Genomic DNA, 17,086 nt, shown 5'->3' on the forward strand with positions numbered 1-17,086 from the left:
GTATCCCAAGATATGAAAAAGCATTCAGGGTATGAAAAAACACGCATCCGCCGCGCGGTCTGCGACGGACGAAACCGGACCGTTCGACGGGGCGGATCCCGGGTCTTCACCCGCCTCGCCGCTTCAACCTCCAAAGGTACAGAACCATACCCGCCAGAACCAGTCCGCTGCCGGAGAAAAGCACGTACCTGGCGCCGGCCCATCCCGCGCCCGCGCCGTACTTCTCCGCCGCCAGCCTGCTCCACGCGAGCAAGGTACGGTTTCTGAAGGCCTGGTCCCGCCAACGGTCGCCCAGGGCCAGGGATTCCTCCTCCGTAATGGGCATGGCCCCCAGCGCGGGCAGGACGCGCTCCAGATCCTCCTCTTCCATGGCGCGCCGCCACCTGCGCTGCAAGGCCGCGTGGGCGTCGATGACGAAGACGCCGATCATATCATCGACGATATGGCGCCTTGCCGCGCCTTTCCCGGCGTCGTACACGAAGGACGACCTCCAGGTAAAGGGATTGAAGGTGACCGAGGTATGGGCCGGATCGATGCGCTGGTACAGGTCGGGCAGGACGGTGAACCGGTTCAGCTGGAACCTCTCCGGTCCGCCCGGCGTGTCGGGTTTCTGCATCCACAGGCGCTGGCCGGCCTCCGACAGGATGTAGCGCAGGAACGACTGCGCCACGGCCATGTTGGGCGCGCCCTTCAGAATGGATATGCCATCGGGATTCAGGATCGTGAGGTTGTCCGGCATGGTGTAGCCGATCATGTCTGGTCCCACGGCGTTGATCTGGGCCCAGGCGTAAAAATCAATGGCCATACCGTAGGCCACTTCGCCCGAAGTCACGTCCTTGGGCACCTGGCTTCCCGTACCGGCGAAGCCCCGGGCGTTCGCGCCCAGGGCGGTAATGATCTGCCAGCCCCTTTTCCAACCGTAGACCTGCAGGATGATCTCGAAGGGCACATGCGCGCTGCCGCTCTTCCTGGGATCGGCGGCGCCGACCCACGTATACAGCCGCGGATCGGTCAGGTCTTCCCAGGTTTCCGGCAGAGGCAGTTCCACGAGTTGCGCCACCCGCTTGTTGTACACGATGCCGAATCCCGCCATCGTCGCACCGTACCATCGGTATCCCGCGTCGTAAACCGGGTAGCCGCCCACCTCGGCGGGCAGTTTGGAAAGCAGGGCCTCGGGAAGTCTGTACGGCGCCAGCAGGTCGAGACGGGACAGTTCCATGAACGGATCGCTGCCTCCGCCGAACATCATGTCGATGCCGATGCCTTCCGGCCTGCCGGTATATTCGGATTTGATAAAACGGATGATCTCGGAGGTCCCGCCCACGTCCATCCACTCGATCTCGGCCGTGCGGCCGGTCTCCGCCCGGTAAAAGGCGTCGAACCCGCGGGTGAACTCGTAACGGATGCCTTCCCAGTGAGGGGAGACGATGACCAGCCGGTCCTGTGCCGAAGCGGCGTCCGGAACGCCGGCAGGCAGGAAGACGCCCGCGAAGAGGAAGCATCGTATGAGGGAACGGATGACTGGCCGACGATTCAACGATACCTCGGGGAGTTGATATCCTTTATCGCTTTCTCGCTGTGAGGACCAGCACGATGGCGACCAGCAACGAAACCGTCAGGCCGATACCCGCGGCCGCCGGTTTGCCCACGTTGCCCATCAGGGGATCGTCGATCCCCAGCGCGACAGATAAAACGAGCACGGGAAGCAAGAGGGCGACCAGGAAGGTCAGCCGCCGGGAGGAAGCGTCGATTCTCCTGAGGGCTTTCGTCTGGGCGGCCGTGGCCGCGTCGTTCAGCATTTCCCAATGACGCGTCAGCACATCGACCATGTTCCTGAACCTGTGGTACGCGTCCTGCAGCTGGGCGACCGTATCCGTCTGCAGGGAGAGTTTCTCGCCGCTGTAAAGGGAATGTACGATTTCGCACTGGGGTTTGATGAGATGAATCATGTCGATGAGGCGGCGCTGGGTGTCGTAAATCCACCGGGCTTCCAGGTCCCGGTCCGGCACGATCGTCTCCGCGGCAAGTTCGGATACCAGCGGATCCTGGAGATCTGCGATCGCCTGCATGATCAGGGCGACGGCCTGATCCGTTGACCGCATCAACTGGGCATCCTGCTGAATCCGGTCCTTGACGTTCTGTAAAAAGGCCAGCGGGGTGGAATGAACGGTAACCAGATAGTCGGGCGCCAGAAAGAACCCCAGCTTGACCGGCGGCGCGTCCAGACGCTCCTGCGCGTGTACGACTACGAACAGGTACCCCGGAAACATCGCCGAGTAGGGCCGCGTCGAAACTTCCCGGCAGGCCTTCACCGACAGGGGATGGGCGCCGAACTCCTTGAAATCGCTCAGAAACGCGGCGTCTTCGTCCGTGATCTGCTCGAGGTCCAGCCAGAAAAGGCCCCTGGACGCTTCCAGGGTTTCCTGCAGATGGGAGAGCGACACGTCATCGTAGCGAATGACGCTGTTTTGTTCTACGATAAGCAAATCCCGCATGAAATCCCTCAGTTTCCTTGGTTTTTCTTTTCCCAGTAGAAGTAGAAGGGAAAGCCGGCGGCGACGATGGCCAGGCCGATAAGGGTATTGTAAATGAACTCCACGTTGGTCAGCAGCGACACCAGGTAGCCGGTGATCACGGCAAGGAAGAGCAGCGGCGTTACCGGATAGCCCCAGGTCCTGTAGGGCCGCCGGGCATCGGGCCGGGTGAACCGCAGCACGATGACCGCGGCGATGGCGAGGATGGAAAAGGCATACGACGTGAAGGAACCGTAGGAGATGATCTCCTCGAAGCTGGGCGTCAGCGCGATCAGGGCGGCCAGAATGCCCTGGGCGAGAATGGATGCCGCCGGTGTGCGGAACCTCGGGTGCGCACGGCTGAGCCCCTTGAAGAAAAGTCCGTCCCTGCTTTGAGCGAAAAACAGGCGGGGAGCGACAAGCATATGCACGTTGACCCCTCCGAAAGTGGAACACATGACGCCCATCGAGATGAAAAGCGCGCCCCAGTCGCCCACCAGCACCTTCATCACGTCGGCCGCGATCCACTGCGAGGTCTGCACCTGCTCGAAAGGCAGAACCAGTATGTACACGAAATTCGCCGCGATGTAAATCACGATTACGAAGAGGATGCCGACGATGATCGACAGCGGGAGATTGCGGCGCGGATCGCGCATCTCCCCGGCAACGTAGCTGGAAAAGGTCCACCCTTCGTAGGAGAACAGGCCGGTGACCATGGCCGCGCCGAAGGCGCCCAGCGCGAATCCGCCCACGGCTGCCCCGCCGCCGCCAAACAGCGGCGAGAAATGGGCCATGGACCCTTTTTCGGCCATGAACAGTCCCAGGAGGATCAGTCCCCCCAGGGCGGCGATCTTGATGAAGGTGAAGAGGTTGGTGACCCTGCCGCTCCATCGGACGCCGATCACGTTGATCGTCATCAGGACCAGCACGCAGGCCGAGGCGATCACCGTCCGGGCGCCGTCGCCCAGGACGATCCCCTGCCCGCCCGTGTCGGCGGTGATGATGTTTACCACGCTGGCCAGGTAATTGGCGAATACGTTGGCGACGGCGGCAATGGAAACCGGCCACACGAGCCAGAAGGCGGACCATCCGTAGATGAAGGTGACCCAGCGTCTGCGGTAGGCTTCGCGGATGTAGACGTACTGCCCTCCGGTCCGGGGCAGCATGGCGCCCAGTTCGGCGATGCAGAGCCCGCCGCACAGGGCGAGAAGTCCGCAGACCAGCCAGACGAGGAGGCTCATGCCCGGCGAGCCTACGTTGGAGGCGATGGCGCTCGGCGCCTGGAAGATGCCGGAACCGATCACCCCGCCCACGATTATGGTCGTGGCTTCAAGGGGCCCCAGCCCCCGGACCAGCCCTTCGTCGGCGCCCTCGGCTGCCGGAGCGGCGGCGGAGTGTGCTTCTGTTTCAGCCAAGTCCCACCTCGGCGTAAATGCCTGTGAAATAGAGCACAAACATGTGTAATGCAACGGGAATTACAGGTCAACAACAATCGCGTTTGAGTCCGCGTCGGTTCCGTGTTAATACCTTGACAGACTTTCCGTCCAACACTATATTTGAATGCTCGATTCGAGGCGGCGTAGCTCAGTTGGTCAGAGCATCGGAATCATAATCCGAGTGTCCGGGGTTCGAATCCCTGCGCCGCTATATTCTCCCCCTTCTTTTCAGGTCCTTCCAATTCCCCTAAACCCCCCGATACGCAAGGATTTCGGGGGGTTTACTTTTTTCTTGCGCGTTCCCGTGAAATCCCTTGTATACCAACATATTCCGTTGGTCTAAATGTGGGGCTGGGGATGAGATTCCCTCCCTGTTTCAATTTGTACAAAAAGGGGGTTTGTACATTAGGAGGAAACTCAACGCGACGCAATGCAAGACCATTTCCAAGCCGAGATTCTACCGCGCAGACGATACGCTGTACCTCTCGGTGAAGCCCGGCGGCAGAAAGAACTGGATCCAGCGGTCGTGATCGACGGCCGCCGCGTCGACATGGGCCTGGGTGCCTATCCGGTGGTCCCGCTCGCAAAGGCATGGCAGAAAGCCTTTAAGAACCGCGCCACGATCGCCGATGGAAGGGACCCGCGGTCGATCAAGCGCAGGGCAAAAATACCGACGTTCCGGGAGGCGGCCCGCAGGACGCACGAGGGGCTTAGGCCCACGTGGACCAGCGAGAAGCACGCCGAAGTCTGGATGCAGGTCTTAAACCGCCACGCCATGCCCTATCTCGGCGCCCTGCCTTCCATGTCGAAGGCAAGGGATCATTTCCGTGCGCTGGACTACTGGGAAATGCCGGAGGCCGTCCGGATAATCCGCACCGGCGTGTCGTCGCTTTCGGCCACGCTGTGCCTGCTGTTCCTGATACTTACCGCATCGCGGTCCAACGAAGCCCGGGGCGCTACGTGGAGCGAAATCGACCTGGATGCCGCCACGTGGGAAATCCCCGGCCGCAGAATGAAGGGCGGCAAGACCCACCGCGTCCCGTTCTCGAGCTTGGCGCTCGAGGTGCTTGAAGAGGCGATGCTGCTACGCAACAGATCCGGTCTGGTGTTCCCTTCCACGACAAGGCCGCACTCGCCCATGACTTCCGCGACGCCCATGAAGGCATTGAAGCAGATCGGTCTTGGCAAGAAAACCGTGGCGTACGGGTTCCGATCATCGTTTCGGACCTAGGCGGGTGAACAGACGGATTTTCCGCGCGAAGTCTGCGAGGCCGCGCTGGCCCAAGAGGTCGGCAACATGGTAGAGCGCAGCTACGCCCGCGGGGACCCGCTGCAGAAGCGACGCGACCTGCTGCAAAGGTGGGCCGATTACCTAGATTCGGAGCATCAAAAGACATTAGCAATGAATCCACGTCGGTATCATCGAGGACCGAAAGCGGCGGTATCCGGACCGCAGCGATTGGCCGCCTCTGCTCGTCGAATTGCTTGAATACTACAGGCAACAGATCGAGTCCCTGTCCGCAGGGTTGGACGCTATCGCCAAATACGCCGCGGAATGTAACAAATCAGCACTGAACAACGAAATAGAAGTCTACGTGGCCAGGCGGGACCGGAATGCTCACAGGATGTTGAAGGAAATCCTTAAAGATCTAAGGTCCGACGATAAGCAGGACGACAGGACGATGCTCGACAATCTGCCCGATTTCACGATCACATGGATATTGGACGTGGCGACGGGTGAATGCGTTGAGCCAAAGTCGGTCGGCAGAAGCCGAATCACGAATCTTAGGCGAGACATCCAGATTGCCCACATGATAGAAATAGCACACGACGCAATGAGGCTGCCGTATGAATCCGACGAGCGTTATTCGGCGTGTCACGAGGTCGCCGACTGCCTCGGCATGAAGTACGGCAGAGTGCGCACGATCTGGCGCAAAACGAGGATCAGGACAGGTTCCCCACCCGACTGACGTCCGTTCCGAAACCTCGCATACTAAACACCGCTACTCCCCTTTTGCCCCCTAAAATCCATCTCATTGTAGGGTCTGGTCTTCTTAGGAATACGTGGTATCTTCACGGCACAAACTTGACGGCAGCGTCAGATCAACCCGGGAGGATGCTATGGCTGTTCAGGAAAGACTGCTGACGCGCAAGGAAGTCCAGGAGAAGTGCAGAATTGGCCGGTTTTTGACATACAGGCTGATGAGGCAGGGTAGGTTTCCGGAGCCGATTCGCATAGGACTGCGCGCGGTCAGGTGGAAGGAAAGCGAGATCGACGAATACCTGGCGAACCGGCCTCGCGCTGTCGGCGAGTTGGAGTAACAGTGCAGATTCTCAAGGGAGTTACAATCCATCCGAACCATTTTGTGCATAATGCGAAGTTAAAATTGTGGCGTAAATGCCTTTTGATACCGTTCCGGAAACGGCTTTTTGTTAGGTGCGCCCGGGAGGACTATGAAAGCGGTCAAAAAGAAAACCCCATCGGACTTCGACGGGATTTGTGAATATCGACTTTCAAAAGGGACACCGCTCGATGTTTGGTGCCGGGCGGTGTTCACAACCATAACCTGCTTGTGGAAGTTCTGCTTATTTGCCATACGGGTAAGGATACCCGTATTCAGAATGGCTCTTGTATTCAGCAGCCACCCGGCAAAGGAGCAGGTTTGATTGTGAACGGAGAGTAAGATAAACGATAGCCCGGAAGCGGTCAAGTCCGGTGATGATAAATCTGAGACGCCTCCGGCTCGAACGACGCCCGTAAACGCCCGTAGGTCGCGCCTGATCGGGATCCTGCTAACACATGGGCATTGCCCATATCGCGATCAGGTGACCTAGGGCCTGTTTACGAGTTTAACGGTATTACGAAACCGTGGCGTGTTGTTGAAGAAAAGATGGAACAACTCAAAAACGAAGGCAGGCTCTACCTCGAATCCAGCCGCTGAACCTGACCGTTGACCACATCACAGCCCGTAGTCAAGGCGGGACGGACCACGTAGGCAACTTGCAACTCCTCTGCGGGAGACTTGATAGTTTGGCAAAACCGCAGGTCGCACCGGTCAAGGCATGAGACGTCGGGACCGAAAACCGCAGCCGGAAGGATACCTTGAGTACACCCCGCCTCAGTGCTATTCGTACCTCAGCGCGTCGACCGGATTCGATCGGGCCCCTTTCAAGACGTGAGCCCCCACAGCGGTCGTCGCGATAACCACGACACCTAGGCCTACCGACAGGAAGAGGCCAGGCGACGGCGACGTGCGATAGGCAAAATCCTGCAACCAACTCGTCATGACCAGGTAGGCGATCGGACAGGCGATCAAGACGGCCGCGCCCGCCATGGCCGCGAACTCCTTCGACAACAACCAGACGACCTGAGAGACGTTCGCGCCCAGTATCTTGCGGACGCCGATTTCCTTCGACCGCTGGCGTAGAGTCAGGGAGACCAGATTGAACAGCCCTAAAAAGGTGAGCAGGGTTGCAAGCGAAGCACATAGCACAAGAATGGCACCAAGACGTTCCACCGGCTCGTACAACCGATCGATATTGTCTTCCAGGAAGGTATGGACCAGGGGAATATCAGGATAATAGGACTGCCAGATGCTTCCCAGGTCTTCAAGAGCGGACTCCGAGTTTCCGGGTTGAAAACGCACCACCATGTATTCACCGCCGCCTAGCATATACAACATGGGTTCCACCGGATGAAACAGTGCCCGGAAATGGGAGTCTTCGACGACGCCGGCCACCCTTCCCGGCAGAGTCATATTGGGCCAGACAATATCAATAGCCCGGTCCAGGGAGGCCTCCGGCGCCGGCCACCCCAAATGCCGGACAGCCGTTTCGTTCAGATAAACGTCCCTTTCGTCGTAACGGTTGTAGGTTCTCATATCTAGGGGCCGTGGATGCGACCCGATAACCAGGTTCATGCCCAGCGTTTGAAAGAAGTCATGATCAATGGTCAACACACGCATGAACGTGGAGCCGGAAACGTTACGTTCATCCACGCCGCGAACCATGCTGTCCACGAGGATCCCTCTCGCCGGTGGCAGTCCCGGCACGTAGAACGCGGTGGACACGCCCGCGATGTTCGGCGACCGCAGCAACTCGTCTTTGAACGCTGCCGAAGATCTCCTCTGGCCGTCGGCGAAGCCAAAGTCCAGGGTCAGCGGAATCACGACCACGTTGGATTTGTCGAAACCCACCGATTGGTCCAACATGTAGCGCAACTGCCCATAAACCACGCCCGTGCTGACGATCAGTATGATGGACATGGAGAACTGCGTCGTAATCAGTATGCGCTTTATGGATGGAAAATCGATCGTTGCGCTTAAACGATTGCCCAGAGCATTCGTCGGTTTGGATCCCGAAAGAACCAGGGCGACTCCCCCGCCCGACACAACCCCGGTCAGAGCGGCTACAGCTATCATTCCCAGCCAGATATCGCCCTGTCCCGCGAGGTCGAGGGTTAGCATTTTCCCGATTATCGCATTGAACGCGGGCAACATAAAAAGGACCAGTAGAACGGCCAGTACTAGGTTCAGCCCTGAAATCAGCACGGATCCCGCCAGGTGTTGCATTACAATCCGCCAGCGACCCGCGCCGAATACGTTCATAAGGCCCGCCTCCTTTACGCGGGCCGTCGCGTGGACCATGGACAGATTGATGAAGTTGACGCAGGCGATCAGCAGCAGAAACCCGGCACCCGTTATCAGGGTATAGACGTACGCGACGCTGCTGTTCGACTCGAGTTCGTTGAGCAGGTTGGAATGCAGATGAATCGAGGACATCGGCTGCAGGTCGAATCGAAAGTCCTGGATATCTTGTTGTATGGTGGATTTGATCTCGGCGTCGACGAAGTACTGAAACTTGGAGGTCAACCCGGGCGCCGCGCTCCCATCGTATAGCCGCAAATACGTGTAATAGTTTCCTTCCCACCAGTTGTTTGCCATTCGATCAATTTCGTTGGCATCAAAAGCCAGTAACATGTCCGCGGTGAAATGGGAGTTACGCGGGAAGTCCTCCATAACGCCCGTTATCGTGAAATCGAATGTATCATCCAGGCGCATTATCTTTCCCATAGGGTCTTCCTCGCCGAAGTACTTCCCGGCCATCGACTCCGAAAGCACGGCCTTGAATCGTCCCTCTAACGCGGTTGCGGGATTGCCCTTGACTAGCGGCACGGTGAATACGTCGAACAGCGGACTCTCCGTCCAATATATCCGGTCTTCATAGGACTCTATATTCCCATAGGACACAAGCCAGACGGCCCTGGTCGCCCGCATTCGGACTACGTTAGCGACTTCCGGGTAGTTCCGTTTCAGAATCGTGGCCGGAGCGCCCGGCGTGCGCGCGTTGTTGCTATTGATCAAGCGGAAGATATGAGGGGCGTATCGATGGTGACCGTCGTACGTCCACTCGTCTTTTATGTACAACAGGGTCAACACACAGGCCGCCATGGCCACGGCCAGGCCGCTGACGTTCAACGCCGTGTGGGATCTGTGTTTGAGGAAGGTTCTGACGGCGATTCTGAGATAATGGGAAGGCATATGGGGAGTGCTGTCTGCGGTATGCCCCGCTCGTCCGGCGAGGTGTCCGGAGTACCTTACTCTTCCTGGTCGCTGGCCGTATCGGGACGTATCCTGAACAGGTACGGAATAGACACTTGCATTGCTACGGGACTGCCGTCTTTTAATGCCGGCGACCAGACCGTTTTGCGAATCATCTCCACAGCCAGGCTGTCCAGATACGCGTGTTTGGACGACTGTTGTATCCGTGCGGTATCGACGAATCCATCTGTGTTGATTGTAACGCGGACCACCACGTTGCCTTCGTCCTTAACCTCGACACCCTCTGGATACGGAGGGGTGTAAACGACCTTGGCAGGGACATCCCATTGTGTGGAGGAGATGTCGCTTCGGTTCTCACTCTGGGGCTGATCGTTCCCGCCACAGGCAGTCTGAACAAGGATTAGCAATACCAACATCACTTTTCGTATCTCGATCACGTACCGTCTCCTGTTCTTTCTTAAGTGATGCACATTTGTCAATCCAGATTCCCGACTGTGACGATATGGCGATACAGATCATTTCCTCGTAGTTCTCGCCAGGACCCGTCCTCCAGGAGGGAAGAAATAGGCTGCACCAATGTGGTAAAGAGATGATCGCCGATACGGTCCGGATGAGACAGCATCACCGGATTACTGTCGTTTTCGAAGGATCTTACAAACACGCTGTTTTTTTCCGTAGGAAAGCGATCGACGTTATCGATGAATCTGGAAAACCCCGTATATCCCCACGCTATAAGGTAGTATTCCACGTTTGACGTATAGAATACCGAGATCGTCGCCTCATGCATTTTGACGAATTCCGCAATAGCCCGCAGGGCTCTATCTCCACTGAAATCACCTACGACCGGCACGATGAGATTACGTCTCTGCATGTCTTTCACGTAGCGATAGCTGAGTTCGCTCGCCAGAAAACCCGCCGTCTCCCCTTGTATGGTCGCCGCACTCAGTAGATCGCGAAGATCTGGGAATTGGCGGAGTTGTTTTCCGTCGCGCCCCCGCAGATCGTATTGGATATCGAGTTGGCGCCGGTAAAATTCATTGTAGACATGCTCAATTGCCATCATATCATCAGAGGCATCTATCCCATACGTCCCTATCAAAGATCTGATCTGAGCAAGGTTGTCGCTATAAAGGGACTCCACGGGATCTACGCTGTCGAAGTAATCGATCAGTTCTTCTATCGATGGTTCCCGTTCGATCGCAACCCATGAGGGAGCCGATCGGAACATCCGGGAAAAGAACGGCAGGTCTTCATAAAGAGGTTTGCTTAACAGCTTCGACAGGAAATCGGCCCGCGTGTCGGAAAGAGCGAACAGGGCTTTGTACAATAGGTGTTGCAGCATGTTCTGCCGGCGAATATCCACGATAAATGCCATTTCGGGCCTGAGTGCGCCGATATAGGCGAAATTCTGTTCCGGTCCCACGCCCACATATACGCCGCCAGAAAGTTCAAGGTTAAGCAGAATGGGCAGGGGATGCAGATATGCCGACTCATTCGACGTTAGATTATCCGTGTGGAATTCGCCTTCGGGTTCAGACATATCCAGAATCAACGCGCTGAATGCTGGAAGGGCCAATGAATCGGGAATGGTGTTTGTCTGGGCATATGCTGATGTAGCCGAAAGCAGAACGGATTCGAACAGCATGAATAGCCGTAAGGCCGTTCCTGCTGAAAAATAGCAGGGTTGTTTCCGCGCGCGCATTGGTATTCGTTCGTTTGTAGACATTTCAACCCCGGCCATGATTAAAGGTGGTTCTGCCTATTGTTATGTTACTCAGAAACAAGAGGCTGCGCTACAGTAAACACAACATACCATAGCGCAACCTCTCTGGCGATAGGGATTACTTCATCCCGAACAGTTACTAACAGCTGCTGCAGCCGGGACCGCAGGAATTGGGATCGTTGTGGTAAACCGGCCAACAACCCCACTTGTTTGATCCCGAACCCGAGGGAGTAACTACCATACAGTATCCCAATGCGCAGAAGCCTGAAGCGTGAGCCTTCTTCAATCCCATATAGGGAACGTCCCACTGACTTTTCAGGGCCGTAAAATTAAGCCCGGCGATAAGCAGAAACGCGAGAGCCGCTCCTACTAAACCGAGGCTGCGAATCGATCGTGCCATTTGTCTAACCTCCAAAGATAAGAACAGAAGAAATCAGCAGTAGCCTGACTAAGGTTGTACAAACTGCTTACCTCCCTTCTAGAAACTGCACAACCTCCGAGATAAGTCCATTCACCGAATGGACATCGGTATCGATGGGTGACAAACGTACCACATTCTTGCCCCCATCGATCAAAACGCTGTAAGGTGAAAATGCTAAATCGAAGGGGGAATCGACGGCCAGATACACTGGGAATTTGTACTCGTATTCATCCAGGACCGGCATGATCTCCTCGGCCGACCCTGCCTGGGCAACGCCGATTACCGGGACATCATCCCCGATCACCGATTCAAATGAAGACATCATATCGAGGCATGATGCGCAATGCGACGGTTTGAAAAACAGGAGGAGCAGATAATCCTTACCGAAATTCGGCAACAAAGCCGGCTGGCCCTGCAGGTCAACCGTACGGAATTGTGGAACAAAAGGCGCGCCAAATATCTTCTCCGATTTCAGCACTCGGATCTCCACTTGGGCATTGTATAGCGTCTGTTGCAGAATGTGTAGACCCTGTTCTTTCTGGTAATCGCGCCACAGGAAAACGCAGTTTAAGGCGATGAGGACCAGGACGGCGATGTACAGATATCGGCGCATGTTCGTGCTCGAGGAGGACGTGGGCATGTAGCTGACTCCTTTGATTGGGAGATGGGTTCGCGAGAAAATGTGAAACTGAAAACGACCTGTCAAGTATATTTCAAGTATATTTTAAGTATACATTCAACAAAAAGCGCGCGAAGATGGCGGTCACCGTCGTGGCGGACACTCTAACTCCTTGATTTATCCTTGGTGTCCCATATCTTATTCCCTGTTCACAATCAAACCTGCTCCTTTGCTGGGTGGCTGCTGAATACAAGAGCCATTCTAAATAAGGAGATAGGCTGATGGGAAAGAGACTTGTCAATTTCCCCGAGTTGATCCAAGTGAAGGTCACGACCGAAATGAAACGGCGCATAGAGGCGGAAGCCGTGCAGCACGATCTGCCGGAAGCGCACCTGACGCGCCTGGTGCTCGAGGCCGGCCTGGCGGTCGTCCGTAAGCGTATGCAGAGGGAAAAACGGACAACATCGGCTGGCAGCAAGTAGCCGCATCGGCGTGAAGGTCAACATCACATCGCTGAGTCTGTTCATCCGAGGAATCCGCGGCCTTCGTCCTGTGGCATGGAGAGCCGTGTCCGAGTGGTACATCTACTACAGATCGTCCGTGGTCTACGTCTATCCCGATTATCGAGAACCGCCCTGGATCCGCACCCACCGCCGCTATTTTCCATGGCCTTTCTGCTTTCGGAAGGCCATTTTCGTTATGGACTCCCGGTTCACTTCCCATGTCGGACTCCGTTGCGCATAAAGTCGAAGCGGCGGTCCTGCGCCACCGCATGATCGGCGAGGGCGATCACGTGATCGCCGCGGTCTCAGGCGGCGTGGATTCCGTGGTCCTCCTGCACGTCCTGCACGTCCTTTGCGGCAGGTTCAGCATGAAACTGGGGGCGGCTCATCTTGACCATGGCCTCCGCGGCCAGGAAGGACGGGAAGACGCCGCCTTCGTCATGGACTACGCGGCGTCCCTGGGCCTTCCCTGCGTCGTGGAGCGGGCGGACGTCGCCGCCTATTGTCGGAAAGCGCGCTGTCCCATCGAGCAGGGCGCCCGCGAGGTGCGGTACGGATTCCTGCGAAGGGTGCTCCTGGACCAGCGCGCGGATTCGGTGGCGACCGGACATACGGCGGACGACCAGGCCGAGACGGTGCTGATGCGCCTGTTGCGCGGAAGCGGCAGCTCGGGGCTTTCCGCCATCCGGCCCGTCAGGGACGGCTGGATCATCCGTCCCCTGCTGGACGTCACTGCCGACGAGATCGCCGCGTATGCGCGAAGTCACGGGTTGTCCTTTCGTGTCGATCGTACCAACGCGGTGCGGGACATGCTTCGCAACAGGATCCGGCACCATCTGGTACCGCTGCTGCAACGGGAATACAATCCGCAGATCGTACAGGGACTCGGACGACTCGCCGACGTGATACGGGGCGAGGCGGAGTACCTCGACAAAGAGGTGTCGACTTTCCTCGCCGGTCATTCGCGCTTCGCGGACGGGAGGATCCTTCACCTGGACCTCGCTGCCTGGCCGAATGCGGCGCCCGCCGTTCAGCGGGTGCTGATCCGACATCTGGTCCGGACCTTGGGCGGCAACGCGGAGCGGCTGAGTTACGACCAGGTGGAAGATACCCGAGCGTGGATCGGCCGGGGGGCGATCGGCCGGATCCATGGACTGCCCGGCGGGATCCGCATGGAATGCCGGAGAGCTGAACTGGTGGCCTGTCGAGGTTCGTTTACTCCTTTCCGACTGGTATTTGAAGTCCCCGGCCAGGTGGAAGTTCCGGATACGGACCTGTCGATCCGCATCGCGGAAGGTTCGGTCGCGGACGCGCCGGCCGCGACGCCGCGCCGCGCCGTTTTCGACGCCGAGGCCGTACCGCGGTACTGGACCGTGCGTTCGCGCGAACCGGGCGACCGCATGTCGCCCTACGGCCTGGCAGGACACAAGTCGCTGAAGAAACTGTTTAACGAATGGGACGTGCCCAGGCTGTTGCGCGACCGCGTGCCGGTGGTGACGGACGGGGACCGCGTGCTATGGGTGGCCGGTCACCGGCAGAGCAACGAAGGCATGGTTACTGGTAAGACCCGGCGCGTGATGGTCGCCGAATTGATGGCGAAAGATTCAAGCTGAAGACGAGATGAAGATCCTCCTCACCGAAGAACAGATCGCGGAGAAGGTACGGTACCTCGGGGCGCGGCTGTCCGATGACTACCGGGAGAAAAACCCGCTGCTCATCGGATGTCTCAAGGGATGCGTGGTCTTCCTGGCCGACCTGATGAGAGCGGTCAGCATACCTCACGCCATCGGCTTCGTACGCACTTCAACCTACGGTGCGGGACAATCTTCATCCGGCGTCGTCCGCGCCGATCTCTTCGATGTAAACGTCCGCGCACGCCACGCTGTGATCGTGGAGGACATCGTTGACACCGGGCTGACGCTGGCCTATCTTACGGAAGCGTTGGCAAAGCAGGAGCCGTCGTCCCTGAAGGTATGCGCCTTGCTGGTCAAACCGGGGGCGTACCAGGTGCCCGTGACGATTGATTACAAGGGTTTCGACATACCGGACGATTTCGTCGTAGGTTACGGCCTCGACTGGGGCGAACGGTATCGGTACCTGCCGCACGTCGCAGTCGTCGATGAACAAGGTGCATGAGCGTGGGGGCATGCGGGCGCTGAAAGGCCTTGCATATCCTCACGCTTATTTCTTGGCGTTCCTGGTTGGATGCGACGCTTTTCACGGGACTGGCAGTCCGGCCTGGACCAGACGGATAAGATCATATGAAGGAAAGCAGACCGGGGAAAGAGGGGCCGCGGGCCCGGAAGCCGGATGCGTCCGGCCAGAGCCGCGGAAACCGGCAACACGCGCCCCGGCGGACTCGGACCATCGTCATGTGGGTGCTCCTGGCCCTGCTGTCGGTGGTACTGGTACAATTCTTCAGCCGGAATCGTTCCGACGAGATGGAAATCGGCTATTCCGTTTTCCGGAACCACCTGGCCAACGGGAACGTCCTCAGCGTGACGATGCTCGAAAAGACCATCGTCGGCGAGTTCAGAAACGGGGTCAGTACGCCCGTCCCCGGCGGCCGGGAATCCCTGGAGACGCGGTTCAAGGTCGAGATTCCCTTCGAAGACCCCGAACTCATAGATGAACTGGTCCGGCGGAACGTCACGATTACCGCCCGGCCGAAGTCGGCTCCATGGTACACCCACCTGCTGACCTGGCTGCCCCTGTTCCTCATCATCGGACTGTGGATATTCATCTTTCGGCAGATGCAAGGCGGGCAGAAGGGGCTCTTTTCCATGGGCAAGAGCCAGGCCAGGCTTACCGGAGAGCGCGAAGGCGTAAAGTTCAGCGAGGTGGCCGGGGTCGAAGAGGCGAAGCGCGACCTCCAGGAGGTGGTGGAGTTCCTCAAGCATCCCGACAAGTTCAAGCGGTTCGGAGCACGCCTGCCCAAGGGCGTCCTCCTGCTGGGTCCGCCGGGTACGGGCAAGACCCTCCTGGCGCGCGCGGTTGCCGGTGAAGCGGGCGTGCCGTTCTTCACCATGAGCGGCGCCGATTTCATGGAAATGTTCGTGGGCGTCGGCGCGTCCCGGGTGCGGGACCTGTTTAAACAGGGCAAGGAAAACGCCCCCTGCATCATCTTCATCGACGAACTGGACGCGGTGGGCCGTCACCGTGGCGCGGGCCTGGGCGGGGGGCACGACGAGCGGGAGCAGACCCTGAACCAGATGCTCGTGGAAATGGACGGATTCGAACCCAACAGCGGAGTCGTCCTCATCGCCGCCACGAACCGGCCCGACGTGCTGGACCCGGCGCTGCTCAGGCCGGGACGGTTCGACCGGCACGTCACCGTAGATCGCCCGGACGTCAGGGGACGCGAACAGATTCTGCAGATCAAGGCGACGGACAAGCCCCTGGCGGAATGCGTCGACCTGAAGACACTGGCGAGGCTTACGCCGGGCATGTCGGGCGCTGACCTGGAGAACATCGTGAACGAGGCGGCGTTGCTCGCCGCGCGGGTAGATCACAAGCAGATCACCATGTCGGATCTGGAACGGGCCAGGGACCGCATCGTCATGGGCTCGGAACACCAGCTCATCATGTCGGAGGAAGAGCGCAGAACCGTCGCGTACCACGAAAGCGGCCACGCCATGACCGCCGCCCTGATCCCCGAGATCGACTCTCCGCACAGCGTTACCATCATTCCCCGTGGACAGGCCCTCGGCATCACCTACGCCATTCCCGAGGAAGACCAGTACCTGTATTCGGAAGCCTGGTGCCGGGGACAGATCGCCTGCCTGCTGGCCGGCCAGGTTGCGGAACGCATCGGGATGGGCGACACGTTCAACGGGGCCGGCGATGACATAAAGCGCGCGACGGAACTGGCGCGTCACATGGTCTGCGGGTGGGGGATGGGCGAACTGGGTCCGCTGGCCCTGGGAAACCAGGAAGGGGAGGTGTTCCTCGGACGCGAGCTCACCCGGAAGCGGGATTACAGCAACAAGACGGCCGTGAAAGTCGACGAAGACATACGACGGATCATGGATTCCTCCCGCCAGCGGGCGGAATCCATCCTCACGGAGCGGGCTGACGCCCTGCACCGCATGGCTGACGCCCTGCTCGAGCACGAAACGCTGCACCGGGACCAGGTGGTTCGTCTGCTTGAGGGGAAAACGCTGGAATCGCCCGCCAGGCCCGAGATCCATTCAGAGAAAAGCGAAGTGGATGCCGCCAGTCGAAAAGAGGAGACCCGCACCGGGGAAGACGAAAAAACGCCCGCTCCCACTCCTTTCAAGGAACCGCCGCTGGCCGCTCCCGGAGTCTGA

The 17,086-nt window shown here is 58.4% G+C and carries 14 protein-coding genes and 1 tRNA gene; 8 read left to right on the forward strand and 7 right to left on the reverse strand.

The window, feature by feature from the left end:
- Positions 1 to 106: 106 nt before the first annotated feature.
- The 3 genes from OXG98_02195 to OXG98_02205 are packed head-to-tail and all read right to left on the reverse strand — an operon-like array spanning position 107 to position 3,928.
- Positions 107 to 1,537 (reverse strand): extracellular solute-binding protein, encoded by a 1,431-nt coding sequence (locus OXG98_02195; protein MCY3770825.1) that lies wholly within the window; start codon positions 1,535 to 1,537, stop codon positions 107 to 109.
- A gap of 25 nt (positions 1,538 to 1,562) precedes the next feature.
- On the reverse strand, positions 1,563 to 2,495 hold the full coding sequence (locus tag OXG98_02200) for a hypothetical protein (protein ID MCY3770826.1): 933 nt from the start codon (positions 2,493 to 2,495) through the stop codon (positions 1,563 to 1,565).
- Between the two features lie 8 nt (positions 2,496 to 2,503).
- Entirely contained in the window at positions 2,504 to 3,928 is a 1,425-nt protein-coding gene (locus OXG98_02205; protein ID MCY3770827.1) for an amino acid permease, read from the reverse strand.
- 158 nt (positions 3,929 to 4,086) lie between these two features.
- Between OXG98_02205 and OXG98_02210 the strand changes: the two genes are divergently transcribed.
- The 4 genes from OXG98_02210 to OXG98_02225 all read left to right on the forward strand — a co-directional run bounded on the left by OXG98_02210 (position 4,087) and on the right by OXG98_02225 (position 6,271).
- Positions 4,087 to 4,160: transfer RNA gene (locus OXG98_02210), tRNA-Met, on the forward strand.
- 315 nt (positions 4,161 to 4,475) lie between these two features.
- A complete protein-coding gene (locus tag OXG98_02215) occupies positions 4,476 to 5,180 on the forward strand; it encodes an integrase family protein (GenBank protein ID MCY3770828.1) in 705 nt (234 codons plus the stop codon).
- Positions 5,181 to 5,430: 250 nt separating this feature from the next.
- On the forward strand, positions 5,431 to 5,919 hold the full coding sequence (locus tag OXG98_02220; protein MCY3770829.1) for a hypothetical protein: 489 nt from the start codon (positions 5,431 to 5,433) through the stop codon (positions 5,917 to 5,919).
- Positions 5,920 to 6,070: 151 nt separating this feature from the next.
- Positions 6,071 to 6,271 carry an AlpA family phage regulatory protein gene (locus OXG98_02225; protein MCY3770830.1) on the forward strand — a complete coding sequence of 67 codons (201 nt, stop codon included), beginning with the start codon at positions 6,071 to 6,073 and terminating at the stop codon, positions 6,269 to 6,271.
- An 803-nt stretch (positions 6,272 to 7,074) separates the two neighbouring features.
- On the opposite strand, the gene OXG98_02230 is transcribed toward OXG98_02225, so the two are convergent.
- From OXG98_02230 to OXG98_02245, 4 genes are all read right to left on the reverse strand, one after another.
- Positions 7,075 to 9,489, reverse strand: coding sequence for an ABC transporter permease (locus tag OXG98_02230; GenBank protein ID MCY3770831.1), 2,415 nt, complete (start codon positions 9,487 to 9,489; stop codon positions 7,075 to 7,077).
- Between the two features lie 56 nt (positions 9,490 to 9,545).
- Positions 9,546 to 9,947, reverse strand: coding sequence for an energy transducer TonB (locus OXG98_02235; GenBank protein ID MCY3770832.1), 402 nt, complete (start codon positions 9,945 to 9,947; stop codon positions 9,546 to 9,548).
- A 38-nt stretch (positions 9,948 to 9,985) separates the two neighbouring features.
- On the reverse strand, positions 9,986 to 11,155 hold the full coding sequence (locus tag OXG98_02240) for a hypothetical protein (protein ID MCY3770833.1): 1,170 nt from the start codon (positions 11,153 to 11,155) through the stop codon (positions 9,986 to 9,988).
- Between the two features lie 545 nt (positions 11,156 to 11,700).
- Positions 11,701 to 12,294 carry a hypothetical protein gene (locus OXG98_02245; GenBank protein ID MCY3770834.1) on the reverse strand — a complete coding sequence of 198 codons (594 nt, stop codon included), beginning with the start codon at positions 12,292 to 12,294 and terminating at the stop codon, positions 11,701 to 11,703.
- Positions 12,295 to 12,554: 260 nt separating this feature from the next.
- On the opposite strand from OXG98_02245, the gene OXG98_02250 reads away from it, so the two are divergent.
- The 4 genes from OXG98_02250 to ftsH all read left to right on the forward strand — a co-directional run bounded on the left by OXG98_02250 (position 12,555) and on the right by ftsH (position 17,086).
- Positions 12,555 to 12,755, forward strand: a complete 201-nt coding sequence (locus OXG98_02250) for a hypothetical protein (GenBank protein ID MCY3770835.1) — start codon at positions 12,555 to 12,557, stop codon at positions 12,753 to 12,755.
- A gap of 239 nt (positions 12,756 to 12,994) precedes the next feature.
- Positions 12,995 to 14,389, forward strand: a complete 1,395-nt coding sequence (gene tilS / locus OXG98_02255) for a tRNA lysidine(34) synthetase TilS (GenBank protein MCY3770836.1) — start codon at positions 12,995 to 12,997, stop codon at positions 14,387 to 14,389.
- A 7-nt stretch (positions 14,390 to 14,396) separates the two neighbouring features.
- Positions 14,397 to 14,912, forward strand: a complete 516-nt coding sequence (gene hpt, locus OXG98_02260; GenBank protein MCY3770837.1) for a hypoxanthine phosphoribosyltransferase — start codon at positions 14,397 to 14,399, stop codon at positions 14,910 to 14,912.
- Between the two features lie 125 nt (positions 14,913 to 15,037).
- Complete coding sequence (ftsH, locus tag OXG98_02265) at positions 15,038 to 17,086, forward strand: ATP-dependent zinc metalloprotease FtsH (GenBank protein ID MCY3770838.1); 2,049 nt, start codon at positions 15,038 to 15,040, stop codon at positions 17,084 to 17,086.

It is taken from the genome of Gemmatimonadota bacterium, assembly GCA_026706345.1.
Lineage (GTDB): Bacteria > JAAXHH01 > JAAXHH01 > JAAXHH01 > JAAXHH01 > JAAXHH01.